General features: G+C 51.1%; 17 protein-coding genes. 3 read left to right on the top strand and 14 right to left on the bottom strand.

Annotation, left to right across the window (positions count from 1 at the left end; all coding sequences use genetic code 11):
• Positions 1-113: 113 nt before the first annotated feature.
• From E4Z61_RS12880 to thpR, 14 genes are all read right to left on the bottom strand, one after another.
• Positions 114-1,337, bottom strand: a complete 1,224-nt coding sequence (locus E4Z61_RS12880) for a fimbrial-like adhesin (protein WP_135323113.1) — start codon at positions 1,335-1,337, stop codon at positions 114-116.
• A 222-nt stretch (positions 1,338-1,559) separates the two neighbouring features.
• Positions 1,560-2,840 (bottom strand): fimbrial protein, encoded by a 1,281-nt coding sequence (locus E4Z61_RS12875; RefSeq protein ID WP_135323112.1) that lies wholly within the window; start codon positions 2,838-2,840, stop codon positions 1,560-1,562.
• 9 nt (positions 2,841-2,849) lie between these two features.
• Entirely contained in the window at positions 2,850-3,503 is a 654-nt protein-coding gene (locus tag E4Z61_RS12870; protein WP_240703822.1) for a fimbrial-like protein, read from the bottom strand.
• Positions 3,460-4,041 carry a fimbrial protein gene (locus tag E4Z61_RS12865; protein ID WP_135323111.1) on the bottom strand — a complete coding sequence of 194 codons (582 nt, stop codon included), beginning with the start codon at positions 4,039-4,041 and terminating at the stop codon, positions 3,460-3,462. Before E4Z61_RS12865 ends, E4Z61_RS12870 begins: the two co-directional genes overlap by 44 nt.
• A gap of 12 nt (positions 4,042-4,053) precedes the next feature.
• On the bottom strand, positions 4,054-4,617 hold the full coding sequence (locus tag E4Z61_RS12860) for a fimbrial protein (RefSeq protein ID WP_105266796.1): 564 nt from the start codon (positions 4,615-4,617) through the stop codon (positions 4,054-4,056).
• A 23-nt stretch (positions 4,618-4,640) separates the two neighbouring features.
• Positions 4,641-7,232: an outer membrane usher protein gene (locus E4Z61_RS12855; protein ID WP_135323110.1), complete on the bottom strand. Its 2,592-nt coding sequence runs from the start codon at positions 7,230-7,232 to the stop codon at positions 4,641-4,643.
• Positions 7,233-7,318: 86 nt separating this feature from the next.
• Positions 7,319-8,050 carry a fimbrial chaperone gene (locus tag E4Z61_RS12850; RefSeq protein WP_135323109.1) on the bottom strand — a complete coding sequence of 244 codons (732 nt, stop codon included), beginning with the start codon at positions 8,048-8,050 and terminating at the stop codon, positions 7,319-7,321.
• Positions 8,051-8,133: 83 nt separating this feature from the next.
• A complete protein-coding gene (locus E4Z61_RS12845) occupies positions 8,134-8,703 on the bottom strand; it encodes a fimbrial protein (RefSeq protein ID WP_135323108.1) in 570 nt (189 codons plus the stop codon).
• 558 nt (positions 8,704-9,261) lie between these two features.
• The gene (gene folK / locus E4Z61_RS12840) at positions 9,262-9,738 is read right to left on the bottom strand and encodes a 2-amino-4-hydroxy-6-hydroxymethyldihydropteridine diphosphokinase (RefSeq protein ID WP_135323107.1); all 477 of its coding nucleotides are present in this window, start codon (positions 9,736-9,738) and stop codon (positions 9,262-9,264) included.
• Positions 9,735-11,132 carry a polynucleotide adenylyltransferase PcnB gene (pcnB, locus tag E4Z61_RS12835; RefSeq protein ID WP_205746898.1) on the bottom strand — a complete coding sequence of 466 codons (1,398 nt, stop codon included), beginning with the start codon at positions 11,130-11,132 and terminating at the stop codon, positions 9,735-9,737. Before pcnB ends, folK begins: the two co-directional genes overlap by 4 nt.
• A gap of 71 nt (positions 11,133-11,203) precedes the next feature.
• Entirely contained in the window at positions 11,204-12,100 is an 897-nt protein-coding gene (gene gluQRS / locus E4Z61_RS12830; RefSeq protein ID WP_135323105.1) for a tRNA glutamyl-Q(34) synthetase GluQRS, read from the bottom strand.
• A 72-nt stretch (positions 12,101-12,172) separates the two neighbouring features.
• Complete coding sequence (dksA, locus tag E4Z61_RS12825; protein WP_003829221.1) at positions 12,173-12,628, bottom strand: RNA polymerase-binding protein DksA; 456 nt, start codon at positions 12,626-12,628, stop codon at positions 12,173-12,175.
• A 177-nt stretch (positions 12,629-12,805) separates the two neighbouring features.
• Entirely contained in the window at positions 12,806-13,510 is a 705-nt protein-coding gene (sfsA, locus tag E4Z61_RS12820; RefSeq protein ID WP_135323104.1) for a DNA/RNA nuclease SfsA, read from the bottom strand.
• A 16-nt stretch (positions 13,511-13,526) separates the two neighbouring features.
• Complete coding sequence (gene thpR / locus E4Z61_RS12815; protein ID WP_135323103.1) at positions 13,527-14,057, bottom strand: RNA 2',3'-cyclic phosphodiesterase; 531 nt, start codon at positions 14,055-14,057, stop codon at positions 13,527-13,529.
• Between the two features lie 73 nt (positions 14,058-14,130).
• On the opposite strand from thpR, the gene hrpB reads away from it, so the two are divergent.
• The 3 genes from hrpB to fhuA all read left to right on the top strand — a co-directional run bounded on the left by hrpB (position 14,131) and on the right by fhuA (position 21,663).
• Positions 14,131-16,560: an ATP-dependent helicase HrpB gene (hrpB, locus tag E4Z61_RS12810; RefSeq protein ID WP_135323102.1), complete on the top strand. Its 2,430-nt coding sequence runs from the start codon at positions 14,131-14,133 to the stop codon at positions 16,558-16,560.
• Positions 16,561-16,640: 80 nt separating this feature from the next.
• Entirely contained in the window at positions 16,641-19,178 is a 2,538-nt protein-coding gene (mrcB, locus tag E4Z61_RS12805) for a bifunctional glycosyl transferase/transpeptidase (protein ID WP_135323101.1), read from the top strand.
• 232 nt (positions 19,179-19,410) lie between these two features.
• The gene (fhuA, locus tag E4Z61_RS12800; RefSeq protein ID WP_135323100.1) at positions 19,411-21,663 is read left to right on the top strand and encodes a ferrichrome porin FhuA; all 2,253 of its coding nucleotides are present in this window, start codon (positions 19,411-19,413) and stop codon (positions 21,661-21,663) included.
• The last annotated feature ends 3 nt before the right edge of the window (positions 21,664-21,666 follow it).

Raw genomic sequence — 21,666 nt, 5'->3', positions numbered from 1 at the left:
CATGGCGCATCACAATTTATTGAATTTTTTCACAATTTTATAGGCTGGATAAAGCGTTCGCGTCGCATCCGGCATGTAACAACGAACACTTTTCCAGCAATCTGATCTGTCTATCAAGGATAAGTTATCTGGAATCTGCTGGTGGCCTCGAAAGCGCCTCCCTTGATAGTCGCGTTACCGTCTTGTTGCAATGTTGCCTGAAACTCAAGCACCTGTGTTGTTCCTTGGCCTTTGCCTGGGTAGATGCCACCTGAAGTATCAATTTCATCTTCATATGCTTTATACACAGAGGTTCCCACGTTAGGTTCGAGAACCATTTTTTCACTCACACGGTTTTTTAGCCCTTCGATCAGAACACCGACGCCTTCTGCGGCATTGGCGCCTGTCAACGTATTAGTGATTAATTTTTTGTTTTGCACCCCAATGTTTCCAGAGGACATTTTGGTTTCAATATTTTGCACACGAATACAGTTTTGTAGGGCTATTTGAAAAGGTACTGGAGTTGCACCATTTTTGATCTGACCGGTTGTATAGCTGCCAAGTTCAACAGTCGTTCCCTTGGCTGTTTTTCCTGTAACAACTGAGGAAAAACAGGTCGGAAGTGATAAGGTAACATTCGCTAAATTAAAGTTAAAAAAGATACTCCCACTGTACCCTTGAACCGTTCCACCCGCATTCTCGGCCTTAAAACTGTAAAGGTAATCGCTGCTGCTGAGTAACGTTATTTTTTGGCTGACTGTAGGGTTAAATGTCGTATCTGAATAAAATTCAACAGTAAAGTCTTGAAAAATTCCACCTATTCTAAAAAATTTTGGAGTCCACCTGCCATCCCGTTGCTCACAGGCTCGTTGCAGATCAGCGTCATGGAATCTAAAGTGGAAAGTTTGTGTTGATGCGTCCCCTATAAATATATCTGGGACGTCAGCGGTTGTATTATAAGCTGTCCATATAGTTGATATTTTTAATGTATAATACAGTCCTGTAACGGATGTTTTGAATAATTTATGCCCCCCGTAAACGAGTCCTGAATCAACCATTTTATTTCTGACGGTGATAGGGCCACCAGTAGCACTGGAATGTGCTGTACAATATACACTGCCACTGTCATGGGTATCTTGATTAGGCCAGCGTAATTGTACCCCAGTCGGACCGAGTTGAGTTGGGTGGTAAAATACGAGGTTATTACTGCTCCCAGAATACTGGAAACTTGCGCGGCCATCTCTCTCCGGCGGTACACCGTCAGGTCCTGCGCCAACAATAAAATCGACGGTTGCGTTACAGACGGAATTAATAAAGATAAGAATGGTAAAAATAATAAATTGTAGAGTAGTTTTCATACGCACTCCATTTCAGACACTCATTGCATGAGTATTTGATATTTAGTGATAGTAAGATTTAATCAGCATAATGCTGGTTCCCTTTTGCGTAGCTAACATCATTTATTAATATAATAGAAATGATATAGAGTTATAATTTATTAATTTATTAATTTATCAGTGTGGTTATGTTGCACATACCGCTATCTGCCAGGCGCAGTGCGCACCTGGCAGTAAGTAAAATCAGGGATAGGTAATAGAGAATGTACCTGTTGCTTCAAATCCACCCGCGGTGATCACCGGGGCAGGTTGATCCTGCACGAAATCGGGAACCAGTTGCGCTTCGAAACTCAGGGTATGTTCGACCCCAGGGTGCGTCACATCGCTGGCATTAATGTCAGTCCAACCGTCAGAGTTTGTCGCCGACTCATATTCTGTATAAACGGAATATGGATTGTTAGGATAAAGCTGTTCCACTTGACCGGTCACGAAATCGTTCAAGCCGGTAATTTTTACCCCAATTCCTCCGGCTGCATTGTATGTCTGCTGGTTGCCCAATATCCTGACGCTGTTCCCGGTTTTTGTGGTGGACAGTTTCGTTACTATGTGTCCAATACCCACACAGTCTTTTAATGCTATCTGGAACTGACGTTTGGAATTACTGGTCCCGTTACTAATATCCGTGGTTAAAACATTGCCGAAATCGACGGTGTTGCCTTTAACATTTGTACCCGCAATGGTATTGGTATAACAGGTTGGGGCAGTGACCATCAGGGCAATTGAGTTAAACTCAACGGTCAGATAATACCCTAGCCCTTGCGTTGAGGCTCTGACACTAAAGCCGGGGGCATTTGTACTGCCAAAGCCACGGGTCTTAAGAGTGTCATTTCGAATGATATTTGCCATGAATGGATTATAGGCTTCGGAGACGGTACCATCGTATATAGCGGGAACGTAGTTATCAGCAAGGTAATATGTGGTTCTGACCTGAAAACTGATCGGTTGATCAGCCTTACACTGTGACGCATCGGTAATTTTACCAGCGATAATAATGTTCCCTGTTGCTGGAAGGGTAAACGATGAAGGGGTAAATTCCATACCTGGGCTACTGTAATTAAGGACTTCGACCGTTATGTAGATGCCTTCAATCGATGTTTCAAATAAAGGTTTGCCATCATATGATTTACCTGAATTAATTAGGTTGTGGTAAATTTCAGAGTCGGTTTGATTTAATGGCAATACAGGGAGGTCCTTGCAGTGAACCGAGCCAGATGAAGAGCTTGATAGCAGCGTAACACCTAACGGTTTGATAATCCCACCGGTTACTTTCCCGGCAGAGGCAGGCACTGAGCCATGAGGAAAAATAAAAAGATGGGTATTTTCATCATCGCTATTTTTGCCATAGTAAATCTGTGAACCCGCCCAAGAAGAAGACGCGAGACTTGTACCCAGTAATAACACGATTCCTGTGGCTAATTTACCCATTTTTTTTATGATCATCTGAATCCACTCTTTATCTTTCATTCCATTGAATTAATCGTACCAGGTATCTACCAGTACACTGGTTGCCACTTTTCCGGCAGTGACAGAGGCAATATTATCAATTTTTTGCATTCGGGTATAAAAAGCCCAGGTTGAGTTATTCATACTCTGTGCATTAACCGTATATGTCGACCGTGAAATACCCGCTGGAGACCAGACGTTAAACATATTGCTGCGATCGTGCGTTGAAAAAATCACCACGCCAACATTTTTGGCGCCATTACTTTCCTCATTCGGAAAAACTTGTTGCGAGCCTGCTGCAAAAGCGCCGTTTTTAGGTTTGAAATCCAGATGCAAATTTGTGGTCCCTGTTGGGGCACTCCCGGTACAGTTATACAAATTGATAAAGAATTCCTGACCCCCAGAAAAATATTGCTCCGCCGTAATGCCGCTGGCGAAATAACCCAGGCTCACCGTACCTAAATCGACCGTCCCGTTGTTGCTAACGGATATCGTGCAGGTGGTGCTCAGCACTTTTGCGTTAAAGTCGACACTCACATCAGCCAATGTACTGGCGCTAAATAGCGCAGCACCAATGATAAGAGTGGTAGATAAACCGTGCTTTTTCATAACGTCCCTTTTACACAGGCTGCGCTGTAAATCACTTATAGGTAATATCAAATACTGCCTGGCTGGAAAACTCACCGGCAGTGACGTCCGTGTCAGCCTTACCGCTATCGCGGATTAGCCGTGCGCTGAGCGGCACGGTCACGCTTTTGCCGACTATCGTGACAGGGAACGCGTTGGCGGATTTACACTTCAGTTGTGTGCCGCTTTTAGGGGTTGCTGACCCCCAGACTTCAACGGCGACCGCTGCTGCTTTCGGGGTTGCAACGGAGGAGTTGGCAAATGCTTCTCCCGCGCCTGCTGCACCATCACAGGTTGAACCACTGGCCGGTTTCAATGTCAACTCAGCGCTGGGCGTTGCTGCGCAGTTGCTGAGTATCAGATTGAATGATTTTGCTTTGTTTCCGCTGATCACTTCCGGGATGAAAACATCCTGAAAATCAATGTCGGTAACTGTCTTTGAGTTTTCTTGTAGTTCGGCGCTACAGGTTCCCGCTGTGACTTTTGTCACGACGGTAAGATCCAGGGAATCCGTGGTGGCATTGGCGGTATTCATCCCAATGCTGAAGCATGCCATGGCGCTGACGACGTAGCAGGCTAAAGTTGTTTTTTTCATTGTGCTACCCCGTTATTCATAGGTGAAGTTAAACGTGACTTTGGCGCTGAAATCACCGATTGTGCCCTTATCAGTCTGGGTTTCTCGCATTACGGCAGCCAGTTTTAACCCATCCTTGGTGATTTCATTGGCAGTCCACGTGATTTTTTCATCGTTCTGGACTTTAAAAAATGTGTCAGTTGACGTACTGGCCCGACGGAAACCGACACCGATACTGCCCGTTAACCCTGCCCCAGTTGCGAGAGGGATCGCCAGGTTCATCCCCGCGACACCGGTTTTTTTCTCAGCCATGATGGTAGAAACGATTTTGCTCGGGCTGCCCGTACAGTTTTCCGTTTTTAAGGTAAATTCACCTACCGTTTCGGCGCTTTTCGCGCGTAACTGGTCCAGCCTGATATCAGGAATGACCAGCTTATAGGCATCAGTACCTGTTTTAGAAGTACCGGTTCCTTCCAGTTTGATATCACAGGTCGGCTGTATAATATCGGCCCTGAATTTAACGTTGACATCAACGGCCAGTGCCGAGGCTGAGAGCGTCAGCATGGCGAGTGCCAGAGGAATATTTTTCCGTGTCATAGGTTATCCATATCTCGCGGATTTTAGTGAGTTGCAGATACCGTACAGAGTACGTTATCCAGTGACAGGGTCTGGTTCCCGCGCTGGTCAGCAGCGGATGCCGGAACCTGATAGCGCGCGATGCAGTGCTGTGAAACGTTGTCCTTATCGGACCAGTTCACCCGCAACACGCCGTTATCTTCGATACCGCGCACAAAGGCCTGGTTGTTCTGGCCGATGTAGCCCAGAGACTGCCCTTGATCATTGGTGATAGTTGCGGCAAATGGCAGAGGTTCGCCATCGCTACGACGCATCGTGATCATCGCCGAGCGGCCCTGATCGGTTTCGAAATTGGTCATGGTAATTGCCCCGTAGCGCGGAACCGTTTGTGAGCTGGTGCTCTTAAGCTCTACGTCGTTTTCCAGCTCCTGAATATCGAGCGTGATGTTGTTTTCACGGTACGGCGAGGCGGACGTGGCGACGCCATAACCCCAGCGGTCAATGGTGTTACTGCTGTAGTTGATTCGTGCGCCATGCGCCCCGGGGGCTTTCACCAGGACAAGCGTATCGGTATCGCTAAAGCTGTGATTGGTATATGTCAGCCCGCCACCGTGCAGGACGAAGCCGCCATCGGTGCTGAGCGACATCTGACGGGTGTGGTCAGTGTCAGCCGATGCTGAGCCAGACCATGTACCCCATTGCGATTCATAGCTGAGATAACCGCCAATATCCGCCAGATTGGAACTCTGCTTATTGGTGGCGTAATTGGTATTCACGCTGTAGTTATATTTCCCATCGCCGCTGCTGCCGTTGGCGCTGGCGCTCAAACGATGGCTGCCGTTAAAGTCAGTGCTCATACGGCTGTCGAGATACTTGAAGCCGCTTTCGCGACGTTTACCGCCCAGTAAATTTTCCAGCGGAATGCTGAAGCTCAGGTAGAAACTGTCATCCTGCTCTCCGTCTTCGTTCCAGGTGCGTTGTACCGTGGCGCTCCAGGTTCCCCAGCTCGTCCCTTTGCTGTAGCCCATGGAGTACGTGCTTTGGCTATGGGTTCCGCTCCAGTAATCCGTCCAGCTACCATTAAGATAAAACGAGCCGTAATCGACCTCTTCGAAAAGCAACGGCTGGTTGAGACTGACGGTGAACTGATTGCGGGCACGCTGATAATTCCCCATCGTGCGCTGCTCGTCGGGAGAGCTGTGTCTGGCATCATCCTGTAACGTCAGGGCATCGTTCAACCCCAGGTAGTTACTGGTGGAATAGCGATAGGCGGCCAGGTTTAGCGAGGTATTGGTGGCACTGAACATTTTGTTCCACGAAATACGATAGCTTTGCCCGGTGTAGGTTTGATCGTTGTAGATACTCGCCTGCGACTGAGTGACGTCCAGCGATACTGCGCCGATGCTGGTGTTTACGCCCAGCCCCAGCAGCACGGCCATAAAGTCGGCATCGGTGAGCTGGATACCCGTATAGCCGGTAAAGGTGTTGTTGATACCGTAGTAGAATGACCCTTGCAGCAAGTTATAGTCTTCGTGCAAATCGTCGCGATCGATCTGCCCGCCGCTGAGATCCCAACGCCCGATTCCCGGACGTAGCATTTGCATAACCGAGGAGAACGGCTGTGAGAACGTCCGGCGTGAACCGTCGGCTTCTTCAATGGTGACCACCAGATCGTTACCGTAGCCAGAGGGCATAATGTCATCAATGGCGAATTCGCCAGGCGGTACGGTTCCTTCGTAAATTTTATAGCCGCCCTGGGTGATGGTGACTTTGGCGTTACTGTTCGCTACGCCGCGGATCACTGGGGCAAAACTGGTCATGGAAGGCGGTAACATGCGGTCGTCGCTGTACAGGCGTGCGCCTTTAATGCCGACAGAGTCGAAGGTTTCCCCGGTGGTGTAGGTTTCCCCGACCACGAGTTGAGAACGAATAAATGGCAGTTCGCGCTGCATATAACTGTTCTGGATATCAAAATTACCGCCGACATCCTGCTGCCAGCTATAGTTGCCGTTGCTTCTGAAATGCCAGTTCCCGAGGTTAATCCCCGCGTTTAGCGCAGTATAGAACGACTGAGTTTCATTACCCTGGCTCGTGTTGCGCCAGCCGTTCATACGGTAGGACAACATGGCGGCACTGATGCCGTCTTCCCATAACGATGGGTCGATATATCCCTGGTAATTACTGAGGATCCAGATCTGCGGAACCGTGATATCCAGCTTCTGATCGTTAGTATCGAAATAGACTTCTGATTGCGGGATCGCCCGCGCCAGATCGAGACAATCATCTGCTTCCGCTTCGCCTTTGCGTAATACCGCTTCCCCGTCTTTAAGCTCCGGCTGCTTAATATGCAACTGACTAAGCATTTTACGGGAAATACAGGCGTCGGCACTTTTCTTACCCGTATCAATAAGCTCTACGGTCATGCTCGTTGCGGCATTTTCATTGACGTAGACTTTCACGTCATAGCTGCCGGGCATAGCAGGGTTACCCTCGGCGTAGCGCGACAGGTCAATCCCCCGGGCAGAACTCCCCATCAGGAAGCTGGGATCGTATTCAATACTTTCTGCCGCATTGGCGGCGTGGCCATAAATGCAGGCAAAAATAACGGCAATCCGTGTCAGTTTACAATGAGTCATCTGTTTTTTCTTATGCTCGACGCTGTAATCATTCAGTCAATAATTAATTCAAGACATTTACCCAGAGAATAATGTAATCCGTGAGATTACATATTAGCTTCGCCTTTTATTTCACTGCCGTAATCACTAATGGCTGAATAGTGTAATTTAGCGCCGCCAAGGGAATTGTTCAGACCCTGTACCGTAAATTCGGTATCGCTTTTTGGCGCAACCATTGTGGCGTCTACGTTATATTTTTTATTTCCCGACTGTATATCGACAGACGAGAAGGAAACGTAATAAGGCGTTGGGTTCGTCACTTTTATTTTATTGCCATTCCAGCGCCAGGTTAATTGATCTGGTGCTTTGAAGTGCTCACCTGCTAATCCATCAGGGCGATAGAACAGTTTGATACGGGTACGGAAAGCCAGTTGCAGGACGTTTTTATTTTCAGCTTCTTTTGCCTGCATTTTGGGTGGGACTTCCAGCACGTTAAACCAGTACACGCTTTCTCTGTCTTTCGGTAATGCCTGCGTACCGGTATAGGTGATGGTAACGGTTTGGCCTTTTTTCGGGTCTATGCGTGAGACCGGTGGGGTCGCGTTAAACGGGACTTTGATCAAGGCCGGGTCTACATTGTCATCACCGGTATCAAGCCAGGACTGCACCAGCAACGGGCGAGAACCCTTATTTTCCAGACGAGCAGAGATCTTTTTGTCGCTTTCTTTATAGATGATGCGCGTGCCGTTGATAACGATATCGGCCTGGGTTATGGGGCTGAATGCCGTAAGCGTTGCACCGACGACGATAGCTGCGATAGTCTTGTTATAACTCAACATGTTATCTCTCCCTGAAACACCTCTAAATCCTGAAACAGGGGATGTAAACACATCCCCTTGTGATTTTTACAACGGTAACGCTATTACTGATAAGTCAGGGTATAGGTTGCGTTGGTTTTCACCGGGCCGCTGGTGACGGTTGCGGTCGATGAAGATTTCACATAGGACGCCATATAGCTGAAGTTGGCGATATGGCTGGTTGAATTGATAGCAGAAGAGATTTTGCTTGAAGGATCGTTCACTTTAACCAGTGCCGGGGTGGCGGCGGAGACATCGTGAAGTGCGATGTTGACACCTTTAGCTGGGCCGCTGATGGAGTTGTCGTTTTCCAGAGTGCCCTGGGTGGAACTGTGGAAAGTAGAGGTAAAGCTCATTGTTGCCGTTTTATTTGCGGCTGCATTGGAGCAGTTTACTGAGATGCTGATTGCTGCCGGGTATGCACCCAGCGCTTTGTCATTCAGCGCTACAATGTCAGTTGGTTTCGCGGTTTTCAGGGTGATGTTAACGTCGTTGCTGCCACCGTTAACGGTTGCCGGGCAGGTTTCATCAGAAACCAGACCGTTGATATTGATTTCACCACCATCCACAGCCATTGCATTACCAGCAGAAAAAAAGGACGCTGCCAGAACGACTGCCAAAAGCTTTTTATTCATTAGAATTCTCCATTTAATACATAAACAACAATAATAATTACTCTGCAATGTTTATTGCGGCGGGCAATTTAGCACGGGTTGCTAAAATAGAAAAATAGATGTAATAAATTATTAAAGTGTAAACAGTGATTTTACAAATAACATTTATTTTCTGAATGTATTTGTATTTTTTTCATGATTTTATGAATTGATTATGAACTTGTTTAATATTATTTAAACGGAGTGGGTAACTTTTTTTATTAATGATTCTATTACTGGTTTATCGCTTTGAATTTGTTGGTTTTTTTAGTCTTATTTATGATGTTAATATCACTAAATGTAATATTTTTGTCTAATATATAGTCATGCCATGCTTTATGTTCATTATATTTATTAATTTCTGTTTGTAGAAAATTTAATGTTTTGCTGTTTTGATTTGAATCAAAATGGATGCTGCCTGTGGTTTTCATTAAATAATGAAAAGCATATTGTTGGTTACGATTTAAAGGTGTGTGAATGAATTCATCATTAATATAAATTTAAATGATGATTTGAATATTTGCGTGTCAGCGAAGAGGCTTACCAGTGAGAAGGGCAGGGGGAAAGGTTGGATAAGAGCGTTCGCAGCGGCTGGTTATCGGGAAATACCAGATCAGGGGCGATTTCAAACAGCGGCCACAGCATAAAGCCGCGGTTTTTCATATCGTAGTGCGGAACGGTCAGGCGGTCGGTGTTAATCACGTCATTGCCAAACAACATGATGTCGAGATCCAGCGTACGCGGACCCCAGCGTTCGGCTTTACGCACGCGCCCCTGCTGTAATTCGATACGTTGAGTATGGTTGAGCAGGATTTCTGCTTCCAGCGTTGTTTCCAGCGCCACTGCGGCATTCAGGTAATCGGGTTGATCCTGCGGCCCCAGAGGTGTGGTGCGGTAGAAAGAGGAGAGGGCGACAATTCGGCTTCCCGGGATTTCCCCAAGTGCCTGAATTGCCGCATTCACCTGGTCGAGCGGAGAGGCCAGATTGCTGCCAATTGCAATATACGCAACGGTCACGCCGTTCCCTCACGTCGCGGGGCGCGTTTACGTGGACGATGGCGACGACGGCGTGCATCGGGTTCTTCATCAAGTTCGTTCAGCATACCTTTTTGTTCTGGCGGAGCTGAAACCTGGAATTCACCCCACCATTGCGCCAGACGTTGCAATTCAGCATTGTTTTCAACTTCGGCACGCAGGGCCAGTAAATCGTATGCCGCGCGGAATTTCGGATGTTCCATCAGCTTCCAGGCCCGTTTACCCTGCCGACGGGACATGCGTAGCTGAAGCTGCCAGATATCTCGGGTCAGCGACGTCAGACGTTTCGGGATAGCCAGTGAGCGACATGCTTCATCCAGTACGTCGTTCATCGCTAGCGCGAACGCGTCGTAGTATGCCAGACCGCTTTCCTGCGCAATTTTTTGTGCGGTTTCCAGTAATGGATACCAGAACATTGCGGCGAACAAGAATGCCGGATTTACGCGCATATCGTTGTGAATGCGGGTATCGGTATTCTTGAGAACCTGGGCAATGATGCGTTCCATTGCGCTGTCACCGTCTTCAGTGAAGTAGCGGGTAATGGTTGGGAACAGCGGCTGGAACAGGCTGTACTCACGCAGCTTTTTATAAGTTTCAAAGCCGTAGCCGGCCTGTAAAAGCTTAAGGGCTTCTTCAAACAAGCGTGCAGGCGGGATATCGTTAAGCAGTGTTGCCAGACGCGGGATCGGCTCCGCGGTTTCCGGGCTGATACGCATGTCGAGTTTCGCTGCAAAGCGGACGGCGCGCAGCATACGCACGGGATCTTCCCGATAGCGTGTTTCAGGGTTGCCAATCAGGCGAATAACGCCGTCTTCCAGATCCTGCATCCCGCCAACGTAATCGCGAACGGTGAAATCAGCCACACTATAATAGAGACTGTTGATCGTGAAATCGCGGCGTTGAGCATCTTCTTCGATAGAGCCGAAGATGTTATCACGCAGTAGCATTCCGTTTTGTCCGCGCTGTGATGTCGCGCGATCGGCTTCGCTACCTTCATGGTGTCCGCGGAACGTTGCCACCTCGATAATTTCCGGGCCAAACATCACATGGGCCAGACGGAAACGACGGCCGACCAGACGGCAGTTACGAAAAAGCTTCCGCACCTGATCCGGTGTTGCGTTGGTGGTGACATCAAAGTCTTTCGGCTTTTTGCCCAGTAAAAGATCGCGCACGCCTCCGCCAACCAGCCATGCCTCGTATCCGGCCTTATTGAGCCTGTACATTACCTTCAGGGCATTTTCACTGATATCTTTGCGGGAGATAGAGTGCTGCTCACGCGGAATTACCGTCATATGGGGACGGGCGGTGGCAAGCTCAGCCTCGCGCTCCTCGCGGCTTAGCACCTTGCGGCAAAAATTAGCGACTCGGGTAAAAATAGTGCACCTCGGTAGTGTCAAACTTCAATCAGGACAAGTGTTGCTGTGTAAAAATAGCGGCTAATCATAGCTCAGCGTGAGTCATTTGAGAATGCCGGATTTACAGTAGTCGATTCGGGCACGGTTGCAAGCGTCCAGTTTCTTACCGCATATTGCAGCAATTCCTCAATGCTCAGCGCTTGCCATGGTATCTCTGTGTTCTGTCCAAGGACGCTGAGTGCGTTGATGAGAACAGGGCGCGGATCGCCTTGCGGCAACGCAGGCGCGTGATTCTGCTTGGAAAGTTTAGCGCCCTGTTCATTGAGCGCCAGCGGCAGGTGAATATAGTCTGGTACTGGCCAGCCAAATTGCTGATACAGCGATATTTGACGCACTGTAGGTTCGATGAGATCCGCGCCACGCACGATCTCCGTCACGCCTTGAAAGTGATCGTCAACCACGACGGCCAGGTTATAGGCAAATAGCCCGTCGCGTCGATGGATGACAAAATCTTCCCGCGCAAGCTGAGGATTGGCCTGAATCTCACCACGTAGTCGGTCGTTAAACTTCATGACGGGGTGATGTTGTTTAATACGCACCGCTGCATGCTCCGGCCCGTGGCGTAACGTACGGCAGTGACCGTCGTAAATACCGCCAATACTCTGAATACGGGCGCGGGTGCAGGTGCAGTAATAGCTCAGATCCTGCTTTTGTAACCAGGCAAGCGCTTCACGGTAAGCGTCATGGCGCTGGGATTGCCACAGTATCTCGCCATCCCAATGCAGTCCGTAATGTTCCAGCTGACGCAGAATAGTGTCTGCAGCACCGGGAACTTCACGAGGAGGATCGATATCTTCAATGCGCACCCGCCAGATCCCGTGCTGTGCACGAGCCTGCAGGTAACTCCCGAGGGCGGCAATGAGTGAACCAAAATGCAGTTCGCCGGAAGGGGAAGGGGCGAAACGGCCAATATAGCGTTTGTCAGTCATGTCGGTGGATAACATAAAAGAAGAAGGCGGGAGAAACTCCCGCCTGTAGTAAACGTGGTACAAATGACGGGATTAACCCGCCATCTGTTTTTCGCGAATCTCAGCCAGCGTTTTGCAGTCGATGCACAGATCGGCTGTCGGACGCGCTTCCAGACGGCGAATACCAATTTCTACGCCGCATGATTCGCAGTAGCCGAAATCTTCGTCTTCTACTTTCTTCAGCGTCTTCTCGATCTTTTTGATCAGTTTGCGCTCACGGTCACGGTTACGAAGCTCAAGGCTGAACTCTTCTTCCTGTGCGGCACGGTCAACCGGATCAGGGAAGTTAGCTGCTTCGTCCTGCATATGAGTCACAGTGCGATCGACTTCATCCCTGAGTTGATTACGCCATGCTTCAAGAATACGCCTGAAGTGCGACAGCTGGGCTTCGTTCATATACTCTTCGCCCGGTTTCTCCTGGTACGGCTCCACCCCAGCGATGGCGAGAATACTCAGGGACGATGTTTTACGGTTTTGCCCTTCTTGCATGTTGCTTCTCCTTAACACGCACTATCGATCCCCATGTTCGGGGGAAAAATCAGGTCGCTATAAATAGCAGATGCTTTTCCGGATAGCAATTATCTAAACGTTACACTTGACAACCCTGTGAGGAAAAGCGTATTTGCGCACGCGGCCAGAATACTAATTAACCCGTTGTATACGCCATTACAACGTAATGGCTAATGGCTCTTTAAGAGTCATTCCGTGGGCAGAAAGTTCCGCTTTATATACCAGAATTTCTACCCCCTTAAGCCGCGCCTCGGCTAATAATTGCGCATATTTTGCATCAATATGGCGTGCGGGTGAAAATCGTGTAATTGCTGAGTGCAGCACCGCGAAAAATATCACCGCTCGCTTGCCCTCAGCCGCTACGCTCATCAATTCCCGAAGATGTTTCTGACCTCGTTCAGTGATGGCATCGGGAAAATAACCCTGTTCTTGTTCCGCCAACGTGACTGATTTCACTTCAATATAGCAGTCAGGGCGGGAATCCGCCTGTAACAAAAAATCAATGCGACTGCCTTCGGCACCGTATTTTACTTCACTTTTCAATACGCTGTAGCTTGAAAGTTCTGAAATTAACGCATTATTAATGGCTTCTTTCGTTAATCTGTTGGCCCACAGGGTGTTAACACAAATAAATGCCCCAGATTGGGTTTGAGTTAATTCCCAAGTATGCGGGTATTTCCGTTTAGAATTTTCCGACGTTGAATACCAGACAGTATCACCTGGTGTTGCGCATCCGGTCATGGCGCCCGTATTGGGGCAGTGTAGCGTTAACGTTGTGCCCTCGGGTGTGATCACATCCGCTAAAAAACGCTTGTAGCGCTGAATTAACGTTGCGCGTTGAAGTGGGGGAGAAAATTCCATGGAAATGTCCTTTTTATTATTCGGCTAGCGTCCAGCGTTGTAGTGGCGTGTAGCGCGTGCGGCCTCGTTCAAAGGAAGAGGCGTAAAGCGCAAACTCTGTAACCGGAAACGACCAGCAAAAGCCTGGCGGAGGGAGAGCGACCGCATGACCGGCGTCGCGCAACAGCGTGATATGCGGATGAAATGGCTGTGGGCTTTGGTAGCATCCGCTGCGCGCGGCCTGCGCCCGCAGCATATTCGCCAACTGCAATAGCCCACGAGGTGGCTGGCGCATTCCCAGCCAGACGACGCGTGAGCGCAGCCATTGTCCGGCGTCATCCAGTTTTAGCGTAAAACCCGGTTGGCGAATACGCCCGGCCAGTTGTGACAGCGCCTGCTGCTTCTCCGCGCTGATCTCGCCTAAAAAGGCCAGCGTCAGGTGCAGATTGTCAGAAGCAACCGGGCGACCCGCCTCAGGAGGGAACTGCGCGGCCCGCCAGTGGATAAGCTGCTCCCGAACCTCGGTTGGCAATTCAATGGCAAAGAACAGCCTTTTGGGCTCAGACATGATGGATACTCGGTAATGAATTAACGCGATGCTACAATGCAGCGCGTAGAATGTTAACCCTCTGGAGTCATTTGTGACGTCGTTGCCCGTTGCCGCCGTAGTGCCTGAACTGCTTACCGCCCTTGATACCTCACCGCAGGTCCTGCTGACCGCACCGACCGGGGCCGGAAAATCGACCTGGCTGCCGTTGCAGCTTCTTGCGCACAATGGCATTCAGGGGCGGATTATTTTGCTGGAACCGCGTCGCCTGGCGGCCCGCAATGTGGCGCAGCGTCTGGCCGAGTTGCTGAACGAAAAGCCCGGCGAGACGGTGGGCTACCGCATGCGTGCTCAACACTGCGTTGGGCCGCAGACCCGGCTCGAAGTGGTAACGGAGGGGGTGCTCACGCGCATGATCCAACGCGATCCAGAACTAAAAGGCGTCGGGTTGGTGATCCTTGACGAATTTCATGAACGCAGCTTGCAGGCTGACCTGGCGCTGGCGCTGCTGCTGGATGTGCAGCAAGGGCTGCGGGATGATTTAAAACTGCTGATCATGTCGGCAACGCTGGATAACGGGCGTTTGCAGCAACTGTTGCCCGACGCGCCAACGATTATGTCAGAAGGCCGCGCTTTTCCCGTAGAGCGACGCTATCAGCCGCTGGCGGCGCATCAGCGCTTTGACGAAGCGGTGGCGATAGCAACGGCGGAGCTACTGCGCCAGGAAAGCGGCTCGCTGCTGCTCTTTTTACCGGGCGTTGGGGAGATCCTGCGAGTGCAAGAACAACTGACCTCACGCGTGGGCAGTGATGTTTTGCTATGCCCGCTGTACGGTGCGCTATCGCTCGCCGAGCAGCGTCAGGCGATTTTGCCCGCGCCGCAAGGCTCGCGCAAAGTGGTGCTGGCCACCAATATTGCCGAGACCAGTTTAACCATCGAAGGCATTCGGCTAGTGGTGGATTGCGCGCAGGAGCGCGTGGCGCGCTATGACGCACGCACCGGTTTGACGCGCCTGATTACCCAGCGTATTAGCCAGGCGTCGATGACTCAGCGAGCCGGGCGTGCAGGCCGTCTGGAACCCGGTATTTGCCTGCATCTGCTGGCGAAAGAGCAGGCTGAAAGAGCGACGGCGCAGAGTGAGCCAGAGATGTTGCAAAGTGACCTGTCGGGCTTGCTCATGGAACTGCTGCAATGGGGATGCACGAACCCAGCGCAGTTAAGCTGGCTCGATATGCCGCCGACGGCCAATTTGCAGGCAGCAAAGCGGCTATTACACATGCTGGGCGCACTTGAGGGTGACAGACTCAGTGCGATGGGGCAGAAAATGGCGGCGCTCGGCAACGATCCGCGTCTGGCAGCAATGTTGGTTCGCGCGAACGGTGAGAACGCGGCGGCAACGGCAGCAAAACTGGCGGCGATTCTCGAAGAACCTCCACGCGGTGGCAGTACCGATCTGATGGCCGCTTTTTCGCGTAACCATCCAGGCTGGCAGCAGCGTAGTCAGCAATTGCTGAAGCGGCTTAACGTCCAGGGGGGACAGCCTGATGGCTCCCTGATAGCCCCATTGTTGGCGCAGGCGTTTGCCGATCGTATTGCCCGGCGTCGAGGTCAGGAAGGGCGCTATCAGTTGGCTAACGGAATGGGGGCGATGCTGGATGCCGACGACGCCTCAGGGCGTCATGAATGGCTTATCGCTCCTTTATTGCTGCAAGGCAGCGCCTCGCCGGATGCGCGTATATTGCTGGCCCTGCCGCTGGATATCGATGCGCTGATACAAACGTCACCTGAATTACTTCAGCTGTCCGACACTATAGAATGGGATGAAAATCAGGGGACCTTAAAGGCATGGCGCCGGACGCAGATAGGTCAGTTGACGCTAAAAGTACAGCCATTGGCTAAACCCTCGGAAGAAGAGCTGCATCAGGCGATGCTGAATGGTATTCGCGATAAAGGGCTAAGTGTGCTCAACTGGACGCCGGAAGCTGAACAGTTCCGGCTGCGTCTGCAATGTGCGGTAAAATGGCTACCGGAATACGACTGGCCTGCGGTGGATGATGCGTCGTTGCTGGCGACGCTGGAGAACTGGTTGCTACCGCATATGAACGGCGTGCATTCTTTACGCGCACTTAAAGCATTAAATGTGGGTCAGGCATTGCGTGGATTACTGGACTGGTCAATGCTGCAACGTCTGGATAGTGAACTGCCCACACATTACACTGTGCCGACGGGAAGCCGGATAGCCATTCGCTATCATGAGGATAACCCCCCGGCACTGGCGGTCAGGATGCAGGAAATGTTTGGCGAAGCCAATACACCGACCATCGCCCAGGGGCGTGTACCACTGGTGTTGGAACTTCTTTCTCCCGCCCAGCGACCGCTACAAATCACCCGTGATTTGAGCGCGTTCTGGCAGGGGGCGTACCGTGAGGTGCAAAAAGAGATGAAAGGGCGTTATCCCAAACATGTCTGGCCGGACGATCCGGCGAATACGGCACCAACGCGGCGCACGAAAAAGTATTCCTAAATTGAGAGATTTCTTCTTCTGTCGTTTGACGGAAGAACAGAGAATCGGGCCTTTGCGCCTGAATGTTGCGGAGAAAAAGCATGGCGGGGAATGACCGCGAGCCAATTGGACGTAAAGGGAAACCGACGCGTCCGGTGAAACAAAAGGTGAGCCGTCGTCAACTCAGAGATGATGAGTATGACGACGATTACGATGATGATGACTATGAGGATGAAGAACCGATGCCGCGTAAGGGTAAAGGCAAAGGGCGTAAGCCTCGTGGTAAACGCGGCTGGTTCTGGCTGTTGGTAAAACTGTCGATTGTCTTTTTAGTGCTGATTGCCATTTACGGCGTCTATCTGGATCAAAAAATCCGTAGCCGTATTGATGGCAAAGTCTGGCAACTGCCTGCGGCCGTCTATGGCCGGATGGTTAACCTTGAGCCAGAAATGCCCATCGGCAAAAATGAGATGGTGAAGCTGCTGGAGGCTACGCAGTATCGTCAGGTCTCGAAGATGACGCGTCCCGGCGAGTTTACCGTGCAGGCGAACAGCATTGAGATGATCCGTCGTCCGTTTGACTTCCCGGACAGTAAAGAAGGCCAGGTGCGCGCGCGTCTGATCTTTGATGGCGGTCATCTGGACACCATCGAGAATCTGGATAACAACCGCCAGTTCGGTTTCTTCCGTCTGGATCCGCGCCTGATCACCATGCTCTCTTCGCCCAACGGCGAGCAACGTCTGTTCGTGCCACGCAGCGGTTTCCCCGATCTATTAGTGGATACGCTGCTGGCGACCGAAGATCGTCATTTTTACGAGCATGATGGGGTTAGTCTCTATTCCATCGGGCGTGCAGTACTGGCGAACCTGACGGCAGGCCGTACGGTACAGGGGGCCAGTACGCTGACTCAGCAGCTGGTGAAAAACCTGTTCCTCTCCAGCGAGCGTTCCTACTGGCGTAAGGCCAACGAAGCCTATATGGCGCTGTTGATGGACGCGCGTTACAGCAAAGACCGGATCCTTGAGTTGTACATGAACGAGGTGTACCTCGGTCAGAGCGGCGACAATGAGATCCGTGGCTTCCCGCTGGCGAGCCTGTATTACTTTGGTCGTCCGGTAGAAGAGCTGAGTCTCGATCAGCAAGCGCTGCTGGTGGGAATGGTGAAAGGGGCGTCGATCTACAATCCATGGCGTAACCCGAAGCTGGCGCTGGAGCGTCGTAACCTGGTGCTGCGTTTGCTGCAGCAGCAGCAGATTATCGACCAGGATCTGTATGACATGTTAAGTGCGCGTCCGTTAGGCGTGCAGCCACGCGGTGGGGTGATTTCACCGCAGCCCGCGTTTATGCAGATGGTGCGACAGGAGTTGCAGGCGAAGCTGGGCGATAAAGTTAAAGATCTCTCCGGCGTGAAAATCTTCACCACCTTTGATTCCGTGGCGCAGGACGCCGCAGAAAAAGCGGCGGTGGAAGGCATTCCGGTGCTGAAGAAGCAGCGTAAGTTGAGCGATCTGGAAACGGCGATTGTGGTCGTGGACCGCTTCAGTGGTGAAGTTCGCGCCATGGTTGGCGGGGCAGAGCCGCAGTTTGCTGGTTACAACCGCGCGATGCAGGCGCGTCGTTCAATTGGTTCTCTGGCGAAACCGGCGACCTATTTGACCGCCTTGAGCCAGCCGAAGCTGTACCGCCTGAATACCTGGATTGCCGATGCGCCGATTGCATTGCGTCAGCCGAACGGTCAGGTGTGGTCCCCGCAAAACGATGACCGTCGCTACAGCGAAAGTGGCAAAGTGATGCTGGTGGATGCGTTAACACGTTCCATGAACGTGCCGACAGTCAATCTGGGGATGGCGCTGGGCTTACCTGCCGTCACCGATACCTGGGTGAAACTGGGTGCGCCGAAAGATCAGTTGAATCCGGTTCCGGCCATGCTGCTGGGGGCGCTGAACCTGACGCCGATCGAAGTCGCGCAGGCGTTCCAGACTATTGCCAGCGGCGGTAATCGTGCGACGCTGTCGGCGCTGCGTTCGGTCATTGCGGAAGACGGCACAGTACTGTACCAGAGCTTCCCGCAGGCTGAACGCGCTGTTCCGGCGCAGGCGGCCTACATGACGCTGTGGACCATGCAGCAGGTTGTTCAGCGCGGTACTGGGCGTCAGCTTGGCGCGAAGTATCCTGGACTGCATCTGGCGGGGAAAACCGGGACCACCAACAACAACGTGGATACCTGGTTCGCCGGTATTGACGGTAGTCAGGTGACCATTACCTGGGTGGGTCGCGATAACAACCAGCCTACCAAGCTGTACGGTGCGAGCGGGGCGATGTCGATTTACCAGCGTTATCTGGCAAACCAGACACCAACGCCGCTCACGCTGACGCCACCGGAAGATATCGTGGATATGGGCGTGGATTACGACGGTAACTTTGTGTGTAGCGGCGGGATGCGTACGCTCCCGGTGTGGACAAGCGATCCGGATTCGCTTTGTCAGCAAGGTGAGATGCAGCAGCAGTCGGGCAATCCGTTTGATCAGTCAACGCCTCCGCAGCAACAGCAGCAGCAACAACAGCAACCGCCGCAGCCAGAGAAGAAAGACGGCGACGGTGTGGCTGGCTGGATCAAGGATATGTTTGGCAGTAACTAATCTCTCCCAAAACCCGCTTCGGCGGGTTTTTCTTTTCCCGCATCAGGTTCCGGACAAACAACATTCCAGCCTAATTTATTAACCCTTTTTTTTCATCTGGTTATTTCTTAACCCCTCAGTTTTAGTAGGGGCGCGTATCGCTTGCTATCTCGCCAGCGTTTCGAATATTATGCTTCCGTTATAATAATAATTCTCGTTTACGTTATCATTCACTTTCATCAGAGATATACCAATGGCGCGTTTTAAAACTGCTCAGCCAACCTCTTCGCTGCGCAAAATTGCAGTTGTAGTAGCCACAGCGGTTAGCGGCATGTCTGTCTATGCACAGGCGGCGGTTGAACCGAAAGAAGAAACCATCACCGTCACCGCGGCACCTGCCGCACAAGAAAGCGCATGGGGACCGGCGGCGACCATTGCAGCACGTCAGTCAGCTACGGCGACCAAAACAGACACTCCGATTCAAAAAGTCCCGCAGTCTATATCTGTTGTTACCGCTGAGGAGATGGCGTTACATCAGCCTAAATCAGTAAAAGAAGCGCTCAGCTACACGCCAGGTGTTGCAGTCGGTACCCGTGGCGCATCGAACACTTATGATTACCTGATCATTCGTGGTTTCGCTGCCGATGGCCAAAGTCAGAATAACTATCTGAATGGCCTGAAAATGCAGGGTAACTTCTACAATGATGCTGTGATCGACCCTTATATGTTGGAGCGCGCCGAAGTCATGCGCGGTCCGGTTTCCGTTCTCTACGGAAAAAGTAACCCAGGCGGTTTGTTGAACATGGTCAGCAAGCGCCCAACCACAGAACCGCTAAAAGAAATTCAGTTCAAAATGGGTACGGACAATCTGTTCCAGACTGGTTTTGATTTCAGCGATGCGCTGGATGATGACGGCGTATACTCTTACCGCTTAACTGGCCTGGCGCGTTCCGCCAATGCCCAGCAGCAGGGCGCAGAAGAGCAGCGTTATGCCATCGCGCCGTCTTTCAGCTGGCGTCCGGATGATAAGACGAATTTCACCTTCCTCTCTTACTTCCAAAATGAGCCAGAGACCGGTTATTACGGCTGGTTGCCGAAAGAGGGGACTGTGACTGAGCTGCCGAACGGCAAGCGTCTGCCTACCGATTTCAATGAAGGTGCGAACAACAATACCTACTCTCGTAACGAGAAGATGGTGGGCTACAGCTTCGATCACGAATTTAACGACACCTTTACTGTGCGTCAGAATCTGCGTTACGCGCAAAATAAAGTCTCGCAGAACAGCGTGTATGGCTACGGTATGTGCTCCGATCCGCTCTATACCAAGGATCCGGCTAACAGTCCTTGTGCCAGCGTTCCTCAGTCCGATTGGGATCACACGCTGACTCGTCAGTACGTTATCGATAATGAGAAATTGCAGAACTTCGCTGTTGATACTCAGCTGCAAAGCAAGTTCGCGACTGCCGATGTGGATCACACGCTGCTGACTGGCGTTGATTTTATGCGCATGCGTAACGATATCGACTCCTGGTTTGGTTATGCCGGTTCTGTTGCACCGTCCGATATCTATAACCTTGACCGCAGCGACTTTGATTTTGGCTCACACCCAGGTCCTTCTGGTCCTTACAAAGTGCTGAACAAACAGAAACAGACTGGCTTGTATGCGCAGGATCAGATGCAGTGGGATAAAGTGCTGGTTACTCTGGGCGGTCGTTACGACTGGGCTAAACAGGACTCTCTGAACCGTGTTTCTGGCGTTACGGATTCCCGCGATGATAAGCAGTTCACCTGGCGTGGCGGTGTTAACTATCTGTTTGACAACGGCGTAACCCCGTATTTCAGCTACAGCGAGTCGTTTGAACCGGCTTCCCAGACGGGGGCTAGTGGGAATATTTTCGCTCCGTCCAAAGGTAAGCAGTACGAAGCGGGCGTGAAATATGTTCCGAGCGATCGTCCGATCGTGATCACCGGTGCTGTCTATCAGTTGACCAAAACCAACAACCTGATGGCTGACCCGACAGGCACATCGTTCTTCTCAGTTGAAGGCGGTGAAATTCGTTCTCGCGGTGTGGAAATCGAAGCGAAAGCGGCACTGTCTGCCAGTGTTAACGTTGTCGGCTCTTATACCTATACCGATGCGGAATACACCACTGACACCACCTACAAAGGCAATACGCCTGCTCAGGTGCCAAAACACATGGCATCACTGTGGGGCGATTACACCCTCTATGATGGTGCGCTTTCCGGGCTGACGTTGGGTACTGGTGTTCGTTATACTGGCTCCAGCTATGGCGACCCGGCAAACTCCTTCAAAGTGGGGAGCTATACGCTGGTGGATGCGTTGGTACGTTACGATCTGGCTCGCGTGGGTATGGCGGGCTCCAACGTGGCGCTGCATGTGAACAACTTGTTTGATCGTGAATACGTCGCCAGTTGCTTCAATACCTATGGCTGCTTCTGGGGCGCAGAACGTCAGGTCGTTGCAACAGCAACCTTCCGTTTCTAATTT

Source organism: Citrobacter tructae, assembly GCF_004684345.1.
Taxonomy (GTDB): domain Bacteria; phylum Pseudomonadota; class Gammaproteobacteria; order Enterobacterales; family Enterobacteriaceae; genus Citrobacter; species Citrobacter tructae.
Note: the sequence above shows the minus strand (reverse complement) of the source record. Positions and strands in the feature narration are given on the sequence as shown.